General features: G+C 69.1%; 11 protein-coding genes. All 11 read left to right on the top strand.

Going from position 1 to position 15,096, the window contains the following annotated elements:
* Positions 1-167 precede the first annotated feature (167 nt).
* The 11 genes from HHX31_RS25040 (at position 168) to yjfF (ending at position 15,060) form a co-directional block, all read left to right on the top strand.
* The gene (locus tag HHX31_RS25040; protein WP_169950796.1) at positions 168-1,067 is read left to right on the top strand and encodes a DMT family transporter; all 900 of its coding nucleotides are present in this window, start codon (positions 168-170) and stop codon (positions 1,065-1,067) included.
* Between the two features lie 151 nt (positions 1,068-1,218).
* On the top strand, positions 1,219-2,253 hold the full coding sequence (locus HHX31_RS25035; RefSeq protein ID WP_249346487.1) for a LacI family DNA-binding transcriptional regulator: 1,035 nt from the start codon (positions 1,219-1,221) through the stop codon (positions 2,251-2,253).
* A 100-nt stretch (positions 2,254-2,353) separates the two neighbouring features.
* Entirely contained in the window at positions 2,354-3,445 is a 1,092-nt protein-coding gene (gene chvE, locus HHX31_RS25030) for a multiple monosaccharide ABC transporter substrate-binding protein (RefSeq protein WP_169950795.1), read from the top strand.
* Positions 3,446-3,469: 24 nt separating this feature from the next.
* Positions 3,470-5,005, top strand: coding sequence for a multiple monosaccharide ABC transporter ATP-binding protein (gene mmsA / locus HHX31_RS25025; protein ID WP_169950794.1), 1,536 nt, complete (start codon positions 3,470-3,472; stop codon positions 5,003-5,005).
* On the top strand, positions 5,002-6,204 hold the full coding sequence (gene mmsB, locus HHX31_RS25020) for a multiple monosaccharide ABC transporter permease (protein ID WP_169950793.1): 1,203 nt from the start codon (positions 5,002-5,004) through the stop codon (positions 6,202-6,204). The genes mmsA and mmsB overlap by 4 nt, the downstream gene beginning before the upstream one ends.
* A 174-nt stretch (positions 6,205-6,378) precedes the next feature.
* Positions 6,379-8,625 (top strand): HNH endonuclease signature motif containing protein, encoded by a 2,247-nt coding sequence (locus HHX31_RS25015; protein ID WP_169950792.1) that lies wholly within the window; start codon positions 6,379-6,381, stop codon positions 8,623-8,625.
* 646 nt (positions 8,626-9,271) lie between these two features.
* On the top strand, positions 9,272-10,258 hold the full coding sequence (locus tag HHX31_RS25010; protein WP_169950836.1) for a LacI family DNA-binding transcriptional regulator: 987 nt from the start codon (positions 9,272-9,274) through the stop codon (positions 10,256-10,258).
* Between the two features lie 75 nt (positions 10,259-10,333).
* The gene (locus HHX31_RS25005) at positions 10,334-11,329 is read left to right on the top strand and encodes an ABC transporter substrate-binding protein (RefSeq protein WP_311932226.1); all 996 of its coding nucleotides are present in this window, start codon (positions 10,334-10,336) and stop codon (positions 11,327-11,329) included.
* A 190-nt stretch (positions 11,330-11,519) separates the two neighbouring features.
* Positions 11,520-13,031 (top strand): sugar ABC transporter ATP-binding protein, encoded by a 1,512-nt coding sequence (locus tag HHX31_RS25000; RefSeq protein ID WP_169950791.1) that lies wholly within the window; start codon positions 11,520-11,522, stop codon positions 13,029-13,031.
* Complete coding sequence (locus HHX31_RS24995) at positions 13,028-14,074, top strand: ABC transporter permease (protein ID WP_169950790.1); 1,047 nt, start codon at positions 13,028-13,030, stop codon at positions 14,072-14,074. The genes HHX31_RS25000 and HHX31_RS24995 overlap by 4 nt, the downstream gene beginning before the upstream one ends.
* The gene (yjfF, locus tag HHX31_RS24990; protein ID WP_169950789.1) at positions 14,071-15,060 is read left to right on the top strand and encodes a galactofuranose ABC transporter, permease protein YjfF; all 990 of its coding nucleotides are present in this window, start codon (positions 14,071-14,073) and stop codon (positions 15,058-15,060) included. The genes HHX31_RS24995 and yjfF overlap by 4 nt, the downstream gene beginning before the upstream one ends.
* The last annotated feature ends 36 nt before the right edge of the window (positions 15,061-15,096 follow it).

The raw sequence follows: 15,096 nt of genomic DNA, 5'->3' as shown, positions 1-15,096 counted from the left end.
TGCGGCCGGCCGGGCGGGCGCGCTACCGTGCCCCCCATGACATTGATCGTCTCTCCTCCCCCCGCCCGCTAGCGGGCGGCGTCATCCGGTGAGCCGGGCCATGGCGGCCCGGCCGGTGGCCCCTGCCCGCGTACGGGAATCGGGCCCACCTCACTGGAGAGACATCGATGAATCGCACTCCAGCCCTGTCCGTACGGCAGGGTCTTGTCTACGTGTCCACCGCCGCGGTCGCCTGGGGAACCGGGGGAGCGGTGGGGGCGGTGCTGCACGGCGCGGGACAACTGAGCCCCGTCGCCGTGTCGTTCTGGCGCTTCGCCTTCGGCGCGGTGCTCCTGCTCGCCGTCGTCCGCAGCCGTCCGTCCTGGCGGGCGGTGCTGCTCGTCGGCCCGGCGATGGCCGTCTGCCAGGCCGCCTACTTCGCCGGGATCGCCGAGGCCGGGGTCGCGGTCGCCACCATGATCACTATGGGCGCCGCACCGCTCCTGGTGGCGGCCGGTGGCCGGGTCTTCCTGGGCGAGCCCATGGGCCGCACCGCCCTCGGGTGCGCCGCGCTCGCCGTCTGCGGCCTCGCCATGCTCGTGGGAGGGGCGGACGCGGTCACCCCGGCGGGCGCCGGCTACTCGCTGCTGTCGGCGGCGGCCTACTCCCTGGTCACCCTCGCCACCCGCGGCATGCCAGCCGAGGGCACGGCCGCGTGGGGGTTCGCCGGGGGAGCGGCCTGCCTGCTTCCGCTCGCCGCCGCGGGAGGGCTGCTGCCCACCGGGCACGCCGTGACCAACGTGCTGCTGCTCGCCTATCTGGCGGCCGTGCCGACGGCGCTCGCGTACTGGCTGTTCTTCGCGGGGCTGCGTGTCGTCAGCGGCACCACGGCGTCGGTCCTGTCCCTGCTCGAACCGCTCGTCGCCGCCGTGATCGGCGTCGCGCTGCTCGGGGAGCGCGTGTCCGCCGTACAGGCGGGCGGCGCGGCCGTGCTCCTGTGCGCCCTCGCCTGGCTGTCGCGCAGCGAGCTTCGCGGCGAACCCGCACGGGCGTCGGAGCCGGCACGGGAGGGCGAGTTGAGCTGTTAGCGATACCATCGGATAGGCGGTAGCCGTACGCGGTCATCAGGCGGAAGCGCTTCACGATCTCCGTGACTTAACAGTGATGACGTCAGTATTGACACGGCTTCCTGTTATCGCAAACACTCAGGATCCTGATGAACGAGCGGGGACGCGGCGGATGACGAAAGGCCGGCCTGGAGAGAACCCGGCCGAACGCCCCAGGGCGGCGGTCATGGAGGACGTCGCGGAGCTGGCGGGAGTGTCGGCGATGACGGTGTCGAGAGTGCTGAACGCCCCGGAGAAGGTGCGCCCGGAGACCCGTGCGCGCGTCCTGGCGGCGGTCCGCGAGCTGGACTACCGGCCGAACTCGGCGGCGCGGGTCCTGGTGACCGGCCGCTCGGGCGTGCTGGGGGTCGTCTGCTTCGACACCACCCTGTACGGCCCCGCGTCCACGCTGTTCGGCATCGAGCAGGCGGCCAGGGACAGCGACTACCTCGTCAGCATCGCCAGCCTGCCCGCGCTCAACCGCAGATGGATCACCCGGGGGATCGACCGCCTCCGGTCCCAGTCGGTGGACGGCGTCATCGTCGTCGCGCCGCACGAGTCGGCCGCCGAGGGGCTGCGGAACCTTCCCCCGGGTCTCCCGGTGGTCGACGTCGGCGGGGGTGCCGACCTGCCGGTGCCGGTGGCGGCGGTGGACCAGTTCGCCGGAGCCGCCCGCGCCACCCGGCACCTGCTCAGTCTCGGCCACCGCACGGTGTGGCACCTGTCGGGTCCGCCCAACTGGATCGACGCGAGCGGCCGGGTGGCCGGTTGGCGGTCGGTGCTGGAGGCGGAGGGCAGGGAGATCCCGGAGCCGCTGGTCGGCGACTGGACCGCCCACTCCGGCTACGAGATCGGCAAGCGGCTCGCCCGCGAGCCCGGCGTGACGGCGATCTTCGTGGCCAACGACCACATGGCGATGGGAGTGCTGCGGGCGCTGCGGGAGACGGGCAGGCGGGTTCCCGAGGACGTGAGCGTCGTGGGGTTCGACGACGTCCCCGAGGCGGCCTACTTCTGGCCGCCCCTCACCACCGTACGGCAGAACTTCGGCGAGGTCGGACGGCAGGCGTTCCAGCTCCTGCTGGACCGCATCGCGGGCATGGAAGGCGAGGCGAGACGCATGGTGGAGCCCGAACTCGTGGTGAGGGAGAGCACAGGAGTGAGCCCCTGAGAGAGCTTCCGCCCGGCCATGCCGGGCGGAGAAATCGCGTCCCGCCGGTCTAGGCCCCCGGCGGGACGCGCGGAACAACCATTCCAAAGGAGATTGTCTCATGCGCAGACTCATGAGCGCGGTAGTGGGTGGACTATGCCTGCTGCTGGTAGCCGCCTGCGGCGGTTCCGGTAGCGGCGGAGACGCGACCACCGCGGGCGAGAAGGGAACCGTGGGCATCGCGATGCCCACGAAGTCGTCCGAGCGCTGGGTCAAGGACGGCGACAACATGGTCCAGCAGTTCAAGGCGCTGGGCTACGACAGCGACCTGCAGTACGCGGAGGACGTGGTGGAGACCCAGGTCTCCCAGGTCGAGAACATGATCACCAAGGGCGTGAAGGTACTCGTCGTCGCCGCCGTCGACGGCTCGGCCCTCACCGACGTGCTGCAGCAGGCGGCCGACCAGAAGATCCCCGTCATCGCGTACGACCGGCTGCTGATGAAGACCCCCAACGTCGACTACTACGCCACGTTCGACAACTTCCAGGTCGGCGTGCAGCAGGCGGGCTACATCGAGGAGAAGCTCGGGCTGAAGGACGGCAAGGGCCCGTTCAACATCGAGCTGTTCGCCGGTTCCCCCGACGACAACAACACCGTGTTCTTCTTCAACGGCGCCATGTCGGTGCTCCAGCCGTACATCGACTCGGGCAAGCTCGTGGTGCGCAGCAACCAGACGAAGCTGGACCAGGTCGCGACGCTGCGCTGGGACGGTGCCACCGCCCAGTCCCGTATGGACAACCTGCTGAGCGCCAACTACACCTCCGACAAGATCGACGCCGTGCTTTCGCCGTACGACGGGATCAGCATCGGCATCATCTCCGCGCTCAAGAGCGTCGGGTACGGCTCGGCGGGCAAGCCGCTGCCGATCATCACCGGGCAGGACGCCGAGCTGGCCTCGGTTAAGTCGATCATCGCCGGTGAGCAGACGCAGACCGTCTACAAGGACACCCGCGAGCTGGCCAAGGTGGCGGCCTCGATGGCGGACGCCGTCATGCAGGGCAAGCAGCCCGAGGTCAACAACACCGACAGCTACAACAACGGCGTCAAGACGGTGCCCTCGTTCCTGCTGAAGCCCGTGTCGGTCGACAAGGACAACTACAAGCAGGTTCTGGTCGACGGCGGCTACTACACCGAGGCCCAGCTCAACAGCTGAGCACTTGTTGTGAAAGAGGCTGAAATGCCCGACCACATCCTCCGCATGCGGGGGATCACCAAGGAGTTCCCCGGTGTACGCGCGCTCGACGACGTGAACTTCGACGTCGAGCGCGGCACCGTCCACGCCCTGGTGGGCGAGAACGGCGCCGGGAAGTCGACGCTGATGAAGGTGCTCAGCGGGGTCTACCCGCACGGGACGTACGAGGGGGAGATCCTCCTCGACTCCCGGCCCTGCGCGTTCAAGGGGCTACGGCACAGCGAGGCGGCCGGCATCGTCATCATCCACCAGGAGCTGGCGCTGGTGCCCGGCATGTCCATCGCGGAGAACGTCTTCCTCGGCAACGAACGGTCACGGCGTGGCGTCATCGACTGGCACGCCACCTCCGAGGAGACCGTACGGTTGCTGGAGAAGGTCGGCCTGCGCGAGGACCCGGACACGCAGGTCAGCGGTCTGGGCGTGGGCAAGCAGCAGCTCGTCGAGATCGCCAAGGCGCTGGCGAAGGACGTGCGGCTGCTCATCCTCGACGAGCCGACCGCGGCGCTCAACGAGGCCGACAGCGAGAACCTGCTGCGGCTGCTGCGGGACCTGCGCGACCACGGCATCACCTCGATCCTCATCTCGCACAAGCTGAACGAGGTGATGGCCGTGGCCGACGCGATCACGATCCTGCGGGACGGCCGGACGATCGAGACGCTCCCGGTCGCGGACGGGATCGACGAGGACCGCGTCATCCGGGGCATGGTGGGGCGCGACCTCGACCACCGCTACCCGCCCCGGACGCCGGAGATCGGCGAGGTGCTGTTCGAGATCGAGGGATGGAACGTCTTCCACCCCACGGTGCCCGACCGGCAGGTCGTCCGCGACGTGAGTCTCGCGGTCAGGCGCGGCGAGATCGTCGGGATCGCCGGGCTCATGGGCGCGGGCCGCACCGAGCTGGCGATGAGCGTCTTCGGCCGCTCGTACGGCACCCGGATCAGCGGCACCGTCCGCAAGGACGGCCGTGAGCTGCACCTGGCGACCGTCGGCGACGCCATCGCGGCCGGCCTGGCGTACGTCACGGAGGACCGCAAGGAGCTCGGCCTGCTGCTGGACGAGGACATCCGGCGCAACATCACCCTGGCGAGCCTGCACCGGGTCTCGCGGCGGTCGGTCATCGACCTGCACAGGGAGGTGGCCGACGCCGAGGGGTTCGTCGACCGGATGCGGATCAAGGCGCCCGGCGTCTTCGCCAAGACCGGCAACCTCAGCGGCGGCAACCAGCAGAAGGTCGTGCTGAGTAAGTGGGTGTACACCAACCCCGACGTGCTCATCCTCGACGAGCCCACGCGCGGCATCGACGTGGGCGCGAAGTACGAGATCTACTCGATCATCCAGAGGCTCGCGGCCGAAGGGAAGGGCGTGCTCCTGATCTCCTCGGAGCTCCCCGAACTCCTCGGCATGTGCGACCGGATCTACGTGATGAACCAAGGCCGGATCACCGGTGAGATCGGGCGGCGGGAAGCGACACAGGAGGCCGTCATGAGGTTGATGACCAATACCCAGGCGGTGGCCCGATGACCCTTGTGGACCGTCCGGCGACCGCCTCCGCGTCCTCGGGCGGAGCGGCCGGCCCGCGTCTCCGGGGAAACCTGCGGCAGTACGGGATGATCGCCGCGCTGGTCGTCATCGTCGTGCTGTTCGAGATCCTGACCGACGGCATCCTGCTCAAGCCGCTGAACGTCACCAACCTGATCATGCAGAACGGCTACGTGCTCGTTCTGGCCATCGGCATGATGTTGGTGATCATCAACAGGGAGATCGACCTGTCGGTCGGCTCTGTGGCGGCGTTCGTGGGAGCGTTGACCGGGGTGGCGATCGTGAACTGGGGCCTGCCATGGCCCCTGGTCGTGCTCGGCGCGCTGATCACCGGCGGCCTGATCGGCGCCTTCCAGGGCTTCTGGGTCGCCTACGCCCGGATCCCGTCGTTCATCGTCACGCTCGGCGGAATGCTGCTGTTCCGCGGGCTCAGCATGGTCGTGCTGCAGGGGCAGTCGATCGCGCCGTTCCCGACCGGGTTCCGCCAGCTCGGGTCGGGCTTCGTACCCGAGGTCGGCGGGAGCGACCTGCACCTGGTGACCATCCTGCTCGGCCTCGCCGCGGCGGCGCTGATCGTCTGGAATGACTGGCGCTCCCGTGCCCGGCGACGTGAGTACGGCCTGGCCGTGACGCCCATGCTGTGGTTCGCACTCAAGGCGGTCGCCATCGTCGTCGTCATCGGTGCGTTCACCTGGGTGCTCGCGGTCTACCAGGGGCTGCCGGTCGTCGGCCTCGTGGTGATCGTGCTGACCGTCGGGTACTCGTTCGTCACCACCAGCACGGTGATGGGCCGTCACATCTACGCGGTGGGCGGCAACGAGCGCGCGGCGGCGCTGTCGGGCATCGCGACCAAGAAGACGAAGCTCCTGGTCTTCGTCAACATGGGCGTGCTGGCCGCCCTCGCCGGGCTGATGTTCGCCGCCCGGCTCAACGCGGCCACGCCGAAGGCGGGCACCAACTTCGAGCTCGACGCGATCGCGGCGGCCTTCATCGGCGGCGCCTCGGCGTCCGGCGGTGTGGGCAGCGTCGTCGGCGCCATCGTCGGCGGCCTCGTCATGGGTGTCATGAACAACGGCATGTCCCTGCTCGGCCTCGGCGTCGACTGGCAGCAGGCCATCAAGGGCGGCGTGCTCATGCTGGCCGTGGCCTTCGACGTCTACAACAAGAACAAGGCCAAGTAGCGGCACGGGCGCGGGTGCGGGCGGGCGCATGATGTGCGTCCGCCCGCACCCGCGCCTCTTTCGCCTCTTTAGCCGCGTGTCCTGTGGCTCCAACAAATCGCCTGGTGAAGTTGCCTGAGGGGAGGCAGTCGGGAGAAAATTCATACAGGAGTTCGAATTGTATCTGGAGGTGCGATGGATCTGTTCGACCTCGATCCTGAACGCCACCAGCGTTCGAATAGCGGTGACGACGGCTGGTGGGATCGGCTGATCGCTGATTCTCCTTTGTGGTCGACGGATGGTTCGCTCGCCCGCGACAAGCCTGTGGACAACGCCGAGGTCGCGGCCGGCGAGGCCACCACCAGCGGGTCTCCCGACAGTGAGGCTGTTGGAGCGGCGGCACCGGACGGCGCTGATCCTGCCGGTGCGGACGCCGGTGGTGCCGATGCCGGTGCCGGTGGTCCCGAGGGAGGGGCGGGCGCCGGTGGTGGGGGCGATCGGCGGGTTCGGTCGTCGTGGGTGCTGGTCGCCTCGCTGCGGGAGTCGGCGCAGGCGCTGGCGTTGGCGCCGGTCCCCGATACGCCCGAGATCTGCCTTGCCGAGGCCGAGGATCTGTTGTTCGCACGCGATCGCATCACGTGCGCGCTGGCTGAGCGGGTGGGGCGGGTGCATCGGGCGGGGCAGGCCAGACAGCATGGGCACGCCTCCACCCGCAGTTGGCTGCGCACCGCCGGAGGGATGACCGTCGGGGGTGCGGGCCGCCTGCTCACCCTGGGCATCGAACTGGCGCGGCTACCCACCGTGCGGGAGATGTTCGCCACCGGAGGGTTGGCGGCGGGGATGGTGGAGGCGATCTGCGCCGCCGTTGCCGGGCTGTCGGATGAGCAGGCGGGGCTGGCCGAGCCGATCTTGGTGGAGTTGGCGGGGCGGGCGGGTGCGGCGGAGGTGGCCAAGGCGGGGCGGTATCTGCGGGCGGTGCTGGACCCCGACGGTGAGGAGTGCGGCGAGCGGGCTGATTACGGGCGGCGGTCGTTGCGGGTGCGCCTGGGCAAGGGGGGTGGGCTGGAGGGGGAGTTTTATCTGCCGCGTGAGGCGGCGGCCCGGTTGCGGGCGCTGCTGGACGCCTACGCCCGGCCGGGGGCGGAGGGCGATGACCGGTCGCTGGCGGAGCGTCAGGCGGACGCGTTCATCGCGCTGCTGGAGCAGCAGATCACCACCGAGCTTCTGGTGCTGGTCAACGCCGAGTCCCTCCCCACTGACCCCGACCCGGAACCTGGCCCCGACCCCGAGGCCACCACTGACCCCGAGGCCGCGTCGGGTACCGACGCCGACTTCACCACCGGCCCTGCGGCCGACCCGGCGACGGAGACGGCCGAAGGCCCCGAGCAGGACGGGACCCTCGAAGACACTCTGGACGACCAGGACAGCGACGGCGGCGACGACGCCGAGGACTCTTGGGAGGCCGGGATTGTCCGCGAGGCGTGGCAGGCAGGGGAGGCCGTGGTCGCACCGGTCAGCGAAGGTAGCGAGGACACCAGCGCTCCCGGTGAGTACGGCACGACCGACGTCGACACAGGTGCCAGCACGGTCGGCGGAGCGGGTGGCACTGCGACTGGCGGCTCGGCCGGCCCCCGCGATGAGGAGCCCGGTGCTGACGTGACCGGCCGCGCGCAGGCGAGGACCGGGCAGCGGAGCGAGTCGCGGCAGGAACCACAGCAGAGCGACCAGCGGCACAGCGACCAGGAGCGGAGCAAGCCACAGCAGGACTCGCCGCGCTCGCCGCAGCCGGGTCGGCCGAACCAGGAGGAACCGCAGGAGGGGCCATCCTGGGAGTCGCGGTGGGGTGAGTGGCGCTCACCCGATCCTCCGGGGGATACCCATGCCCACCGCACCCACGCCGGGCCCCGGCCTGCGGGGGAGGTCCCGCATGGGCCCAGCAGCGATGAGCAGGGCAGCCGTGAGGCGTGCGGCGAATCGACACCGGGAGCGCCACGAGGAGCAGCGCCAAGGGCGGGGTTGGGTGTTGGGTTGGGGATGGTGCCGGGGTTGTTGCTGGCGACCGGACAGGTCCTGCCCGTCACCAGCGTGCACCGGCTGGCCCGCACCTCCACCCTCATGCGGATCGTCATGGACGCTGACGGCCAGGTCCTCGACATGGGCCGCAAAGTCCGCCTGGCCACTCCCGCCCAGCGGCGAGCGATCTTCGCCCGCTACGCCACCTGCTGGATCGACGGCTGCCCCCTGCCCGCAACCATGTGCCAGATCGACCACGCCGACAACTGGAGCACCGGCGGCCTCACCGACCTGAAACTCCTCGGCCCGGCCTGCCAGTTCCACAACCGCGACCGCTACCAGCACCCCCACCGCTACACCAGACGCCGAACCGGCAAAGACCGCTGGGCCTTCACCTACCACGGCCGCACCAGACGGGCGCGGGAATGACGCCCACGATGACCAGGTCAGCGGTAGCCGCCGATCTGTGGCGGCTCCGTCTCTCTTTCGATGGTGGCCGAGAGGCGCGGCGGCGCCGCAGGTGATCCCGGTAGGGGTCGCGGTTACCGCACGCGGGACTACCGGGCACGCCGCCGTGGCCGACTCGCCCGTGGAGGGGTGAGCTACTGGATCTGGAGCAGCGATCTGGGCGGTCGAGCGCTACCGGGGTGCTGAGCGTGACGGGCTTGAAGCCCGGCGGGGGAGGCCGTGAGGGGGATGCCCTCTTTGACAGCCATGTCCGTCTGGTGGACGTCGCCTCGGTAAGGGGACGGGCGGCCGAGGGGTTTGCCGGGCGTCCGTGCCGGACCACTGTTCGGCGTCGGCGGCGTGAACACGCTGGTCGGGGAAGGTCCCTCGGATCCTGGCGTCCCTGACACCCTGTCGCACTCGAAGAGTGAGCGTTAACAGACTGGATTCGGTCACCAGTTAAGGCCCCTATGGCGTGTCCGCCAATGCCACGTTAACGGGATGTTTCGGTGTGATCGGACCGTGACCGGCCGCCTTCTTGACGAGAGGTCGTGTTAACGCTCACAGTCTTCCCAAGTACTTGAGAGGAGCGCCAGTGGGACCCAATGTCGACCGCCGCCCGCCCGTCATGGCCGACGTGGCCAGACTGGCCGGGGTGTCGCACCAGACGGTCTCGCGGGTGCTCAATGACCATCCGAACGTCCGCGCCGAGACCCGCACCCGGGTCATGCGGGCTATCGACCAGCTCGGTTACCGCCGCAACCTCGTCGCCCGGGCCCTGGTCACCAAGCACTCGCGCACGCTGGGTGTGGTCAGCTTCGACACGACGCTGTACGGCCCCGCGAGCACGGTTTACGGAATCGAGCAGGCCGCGAGGGACGCGGGCTACTTCGTCAGCATCGTGAGCCTGCGAACCATTGACAGGGCCGGCGTGAACGACGCGATCGGCTACCTCGCCGAGCAGGGGGTGGACGGCATCGTGGTCGTCGCTCCGCAGCGCTCGGCGGCCCGGGCGCTCGACGACCTGCCGGCGGGCATGCCCGCCGTGGCCGTCGAGGGCTGGCATCAGGGCGACGTCTCCGTGGTGAGCGTCGATCAGGTCGAGGGCGCCAGGCTGGCTACCTCGCACCTGCTCGAACTCGGCCACGAGACGGTCTGGCATGTCAGCGGCCCGGCGGACTGGCTGGAGGCCGAAGGCCGGATCGAGGGCTGGCGCGCGGTTCTGACCGCCGCGGGGCGGCCCGTGCCGGCCACGCTGACCGGCGACTGGAGCCCGAGGTCGGGTTACCAGGCCGGCAAGCGGCTCGCCGCGATGGCCGGCGACGTCACCGCGGTGTTCGTCGCCAACGACCAGATGGCGCTCGGCCTCCTGCGCGCCTTCACGGAGGAGGGGGTGAAAGTCCCCGAGCAGATCAGCATCGTGGGCTTCGACGACATCCCTGAGTCGGAGTTCTTCTCCCCGCCCCTCACCACGATCAGACAGGACTTCGGGGCCGTCGGCAGGCGCAGCATCGACGTGCTGCTCAGGCAGATCGAGTCGGGCGAGCCGCTCCCTCACGAGCGTCTCGTCGTGCCTCCCCAGTTCGTGCTCAGGGGAAGCACGGCCGCGCGATAGCCGTACGGAGACAACGATAATCAGCGCCGCACCACGCCGTGGTGTTAGCGCTATCAGGAAGGAAGGATCCCCATAGTGTTGAAGAGGATCTCGGTGCTGATCCTGGCCGGCGCCACGGCCCTGACGATGGCCGGTTGCGGCAGCGGCGACGACGGTTCGACGTCGGCGGGCGGCTCGTCCGGTGGCGGCGACGACAAGATCGTCATGGGCTTCGCCCAGGTCGGCGCGGAGAGTGGCTGGCGTACCGCCAACACCAAGGACATCCAGGAGTCGGCCAAGACCGCCGGCATCGAGCTGAAGTTCTCCGACGCGCAGCAGAAGCAGGAGAACCAGATCAAGGCCATCCGCTCCTACATCCAGCAGAAGGTCGACGTGATCGCCTTCTCGCCGGTGGTGGAGTCGGGCTGGGACACGGTCCTCAAGGAGGCGCAGAACGCCAAGATCCCGGTCATCCTGACCGACCGGGCCGTGGATTCCAAGGACACCAGCCTGTACAAGACCTTCCTCGGCTCGGACTTCGTCGAGGAGGGCAAGAAGGCCGGTCAGTGGCTGGTCGAGGAGTACAAGGACAGCAAGGACGACGTGAACATCGTCCAGCTGGAGGGCACCACCGGCTCCGCGCCCGCCAACGACCGCAAGGCCGGCTTCCAGGAGATCATCTCCGCCGATCCGAAGTTCAAGATCATCGCCTCGCAGACCGGCGACTTCACCCGCGCCAAGGGCAAGGAGGTCATGGAGGCCTTCCTCAAGTCCAACCCCGACATCGACGTGCTGTACGCGCACAACGACGACATGGGTCTCGGCGCCATCGAGGCGATCGAGGGCGCGGGCAAGGTGCCCGGCAAGGACATCAAGATCATCACGGTTGACGCGGTCCGCGACGGCATGCAGGCCCTCGCCGACGGCAAGATCAACTACATCGTCGAGTGCTCCCCGCTGCTCGGCACCCAGCTCATGGACCTCGCCAAGAAGGTCATCGCTGGCGAGCAGGTGCCCCAGCGGGTGGTGACCGAGGAGACCACCTTCACCCAGGAGCAGGCCAAGGAGGCCCTGCCCAACCGCAAGTACTGATCGGGTTCCGGGCCGCTCCCCGCGTGGGGGGGGCGGCCCTTCCCACGAGGACCGAGCGATCCGGAGGGGCGCGCCGTCGATCTGGACCGAGGAGCGCGCGGGAGCGAAGCGACCAAGCGCGACGAGGGAGGACGACGGTAGTGAGCGCCCCGATGGTGAGCGGGAAACACAGAGGAGAGAGGGGCGCCGCATGGCCGCACCCGCGCCGATCCTGCGGATGAGCGGGATCGGCAAGCAGTTCCCCGGTGTGAAGGCACTGGACGGCGTCGACTTCCGGCTGCTGCCGGGCGAGGTCCACGCGCTGATGGGCGAGAACGGCGCGGGAAAGTCGACCCTGATCAAGGTCCTGACCGGTGTGTACGACATCGACGCCGGCGAGATCGAGCTTGAGGGCAGGCGCGTCGTCTTCCACAGCCCGCTCGCCGCCCAGCACGCGGGCATCAGCACCGTCTACCAAGAGGTCAACCTCTGCACGAACCTGTCGGTGGCTGAGAACATCTTCATCGGCCGTGAGCCGCGCCGTCTCGGCCGGATCCAGTGGAAGAAGATGCGCCGCCGGGCGGCGGAGCTCCTCTCCAGGCTCGACCTCGACCTCGACGTGTCGGCGCCCCTGTCGTCGTACTCGCTGGCGATCCAGCAGATGGTGGCGATCGCGCGGGCGGTGGACATCGACGCGAAGGTGCTCATCCTGGACGAGCCGACCTCCAGCCTCGACGCCGGTGAGGTCGCCCAGCTCTTCCGGGTGATGCGCCGGCTGAAGGAGCAGGGCATCGCGATCCTGTTCGTCTCCCACTTCCTCGACCAGATCTACGAGATCTCCGACCGGATGACGATCCTGCGCAACGGCAGGCTCGTGGGGGAGTACCTCACCAGCGAGCTGAGCCAGGTCGAGCTGGTCGGCAAGATGATCGGCCGTGAGCTGGCCGACCTGGAGAAGCTTGAGGGCCGCCCGCCCGCCAATGAGGCCGCGCCGCTGGTGGAGGCGGTGGAGCTGGGCCGGAGCGGGGCGATCGAGCCGTTCACGCTCACCATCCACGAGGGGGAGGTCGTCGGCCTGGCCGGGCTGCTCGGCTCGGGCCGTACGGAGGTCGCCCGGCTGCTGTTCGGAGCGGACCACGCGGGCGGCGGCACACTGAAGATCGGCGGCGAGCAGGTCAGCCTGCGCACGCCACGCTCGGCGGTCGCCAGGAAGCTGGCCTTCTGCTCGGAGAACCGGCGGGCCGAGGGTCTTATCCCCGACCTCACCGTCCGGGAGAACGTGATCCTCGCCCTGCAGGCCGCGCGCGGCTGGACCCGGCCGATTCCCCGGCGCAAGCAGGACGAGCTGGTCGACAAGTACATCGCCGCGCTGAACATCCGCCCGGCGGACCCCGAGCAGCTCGTCAAGAACCTGAGCGGTGGCAACCAGCAGAAGGTGCTGCTGGCCCGCTGGCTGATCCTGGAGCCCCGCCTGCTCATCCTCGACGAACCCACCCGCGGCATCGACGTCGGCGCCAAGGCGGAGATCCAGCGCCTGGTCGCGCAGCTCTCCGACGGCGGAATGGCCGTGCTGTTCATCTCCGCGGAACTGGAGGAGGTGCTGCGGCTCAGCCACAAGGTCGGCGTGCTGCGGGACCGCAAGATGGTCGCCCAGCTCGACAACGACGAGCGCCTGACCACCGACACCCTGACGGAGACGATCGCGAGCGGAGCCAGATCATGACGCGGTTCATCAGGCATCGCCTGTTCTGGCCACTGGTCATCCTGGCCGGGCTGCTGCTGCTGAACCTGTTCTTCACCGACAACTTCTTCCGCATCCAGATGAAGGACGGCCACCTCTACGGCAGCCTCATCGACATCTTCCGGTTCGGAGCGCCGCTGATCCTCGTGTCGCTCGGCATGACACTCGTCATCGCCACCGGCGGCATCGACCTGTCGGTGGGGTCGGTCGTGGCGGTCGCCGGCGCCCTGGCCTGCCTGCAGATCAGCGACCTGTCCGACCAGAACTCGGTGGGCGGGGTCCTCGGGGCCGTCGGGATCGCGCTGGTGCTGTCGGTGATCCTCGGCGCGTGGAACGGCTTCCTCGTCGCGGGCATCGGCATCCAGCCCATCATCGCGACACTGATCTTGATGGTCGCGGGGCGCGGCCTCGCGCAGCTCATCACCGACGGGCAGATCACCACGGTCAACAGCTCGCCGTACAAGCTGATCGGCGGCGGCTACTGGCTGACGCTGCCGTTCGGGATCATCATCGTGGCGGTCGTGCTCGCGCTCACCGCCTTCCTCACCCGGCGCCTGGCGCTCGGCCTGCTCATCGAGTCGGTCGGCGGCAACGCCGAGGCGAGCCGCCTGTCGGGCATCAGCGCCCGCGGCGTGCTGATGATGGTGTACGCGTTCTGCGCGCTGTGCGCGGGCATCGCCGGGCTGATGATCAGCTCGAACGTCTCCAGCGCGGACGGCAACAACGCCGGCCTGTGGATCGAGCTGGACGCCATCCTCGCCGTCGTGATCGGCGGCACCTCCCTGGCGGGAGGCCGTTTCTCGCTCGGCGGCACGGTGCTCGGCGCGCTCATCATCCAGACGCTGACCACCACCATCTACTCGATCGGCGTCCCGCCGGAGACCACGCTGCTGTTCAAGGCGCTCGTGGTGACGATCGTCTGCCTGCTGCAGTCCCCCGCCTTCCGCGAGAAGGCGTTCCGCCGCCGCAGGCGCCCGGTGGCGCCGAGCCCGGCGACCGAAGAGAAGGTGAGGGTGTCGGCATGACGAGCATCGCCGGCGGCCTGCGGTCCGGCCGCGTCCAGCTCCCGCAGAAGTACATCCCGGTCCTGGTGACCGCGGGCCTGTTCGTGGCGATGTTCGTCGCGGGCGGCATCCGCTACGAGGGCTTCGCCACCGGGCAGATCGTGCTCAACGTCTTCGTCGACAACGCCTTCCTGCTGGTGGTCGCGGTCGGGATGACGTTCGTCATCCTCACCGGCGGCATCGACCTGTCGGTCGGGTCCGTCGTCGCGCTCTCCACGATGATCGCCGCGAGCCTGCTGAAGGACGGCTGGCCGGCGTTCGGGGTCATCGGCCTCGTGCTGCTGATCGGCGCCGTGCTGGGCCTAGGCATGGGCGCGATCATCCACTACTTCGAGATCCAGCCGTTCATCGTGACGCTGGCGGGCATGTTCCTCGCCCGCGGCCTGTGCTACACCATCGGCACCGACTCGATCCCCATCGAGAACGGGACGTTCACGTCGTTCGCGCAGACGAGGATCGACCTCGTCGGCGACATGTGGATCTCGCCGAGCGTGGTGATCGCGGTGCTGGTCGTGCTGGCCGCGGCGTACGTGCTGCACTACACGCGCCTCGGCCGCAACGTGTACGCCACGGGAGGCAGCGAGCAGTCGGCCCTGCTGATGGGCCTGCCGGTGGCCCGTACGAAGATCGCCGTCTACACGATCAGCGGCTTCTGCTCGGCGCTCGGCGGCGTGCTGCTGTCCTTCTACATGCTGTCGGGCTACGGCCTGCACGCGGTCGGCATGGAGCTGGACGCGATCGCCGCGGTCGTCATCGGCGGCACGCTGCTCACCGGAGGCAGCGGCTATCTGCTCGGCACCGTGCTCGGGGTGCTCGTGCTCGGACTGATCCAGACGATCATCAGCTTCGAGGGCACGCTGAGCTCGTGGTGGACGAAGATCTTCATCGGCCTGCTGCTGTTCGCCTTCATCCTGCTTCAGCGCTTGATCACCGCCCGTCGCAGGTAGACGCTGCGAAGCAGAGCGGCAGTATCTCTCCCTTCT

It is taken from the genome of Microbispora sp. H11081, from assembly GCF_012999535.1.
Classification (GTDB): Bacteria; Actinomycetota; Actinomycetes; order Streptosporangiales; family Streptosporangiaceae; genus Microbispora.
Note: the sequence above shows the minus strand (reverse complement) of the source record. Positions and strands in the feature narration are given on the sequence as shown.

What these genes read in the sequence shown, in the direction of transcription:
- HHX31_RS25010 (WP_169950836.1), top strand. Translation starts at nt 9,272, where the DNA reads ATGGCCGACGTGGCCAGACTGGCCGGGGTGTCGCACCAGACGGTCTCG.
- mmsB (WP_169950793.1), top strand. Translation starts at nt 5,002, where the DNA reads ATGACCCTTGTGGACCGTCCGGCGACCGCCTCCGCGTCCTCGGGCGGA.
- yjfF (WP_169950789.1), top strand. Translation starts at nt 14,071, where the DNA reads ATGACGAGCATCGCCGGCGGCCTGCGGTCCGGCCGCGTCCAGCTCCCG.
- HHX31_RS25015 (WP_169950792.1), top strand. Translation starts at nt 6,379, where the DNA reads ATGGATCTGTTCGACCTCGATCCTGAACGCCACCAGCGTTCGAATAGC.
- mmsA (WP_169950794.1), top strand. Translation starts at nt 3,470, where the DNA reads ATGCCCGACCACATCCTCCGCATGCGGGGGATCACCAAGGAGTTCCCC.
- HHX31_RS25040 (WP_169950796.1), top strand. Translation starts at nt 168, where the DNA reads ATGAATCGCACTCCAGCCCTGTCCGTACGGCAGGGTCTTGTCTACGTG.
- HHX31_RS24995 (WP_169950790.1), top strand. Translation starts at nt 13,028, where the DNA reads ATGACGCGGTTCATCAGGCATCGCCTGTTCTGGCCACTGGTCATCCTG.
- HHX31_RS25035 (WP_249346487.1), top strand. Translation starts at nt 1,219, where the DNA reads ATGACGAAAGGCCGGCCTGGAGAGAACCCGGCCGAACGCCCCAGGGCG.
- HHX31_RS25000 (WP_169950791.1), top strand. Translation starts at nt 11,520, where the DNA reads ATGGCCGCACCCGCGCCGATCCTGCGGATGAGCGGGATCGGCAAGCAG.
- chvE (WP_169950795.1), top strand. Translation starts at nt 2,354, where the DNA reads ATGCGCAGACTCATGAGCGCGGTAGTGGGTGGACTATGCCTGCTGCTG.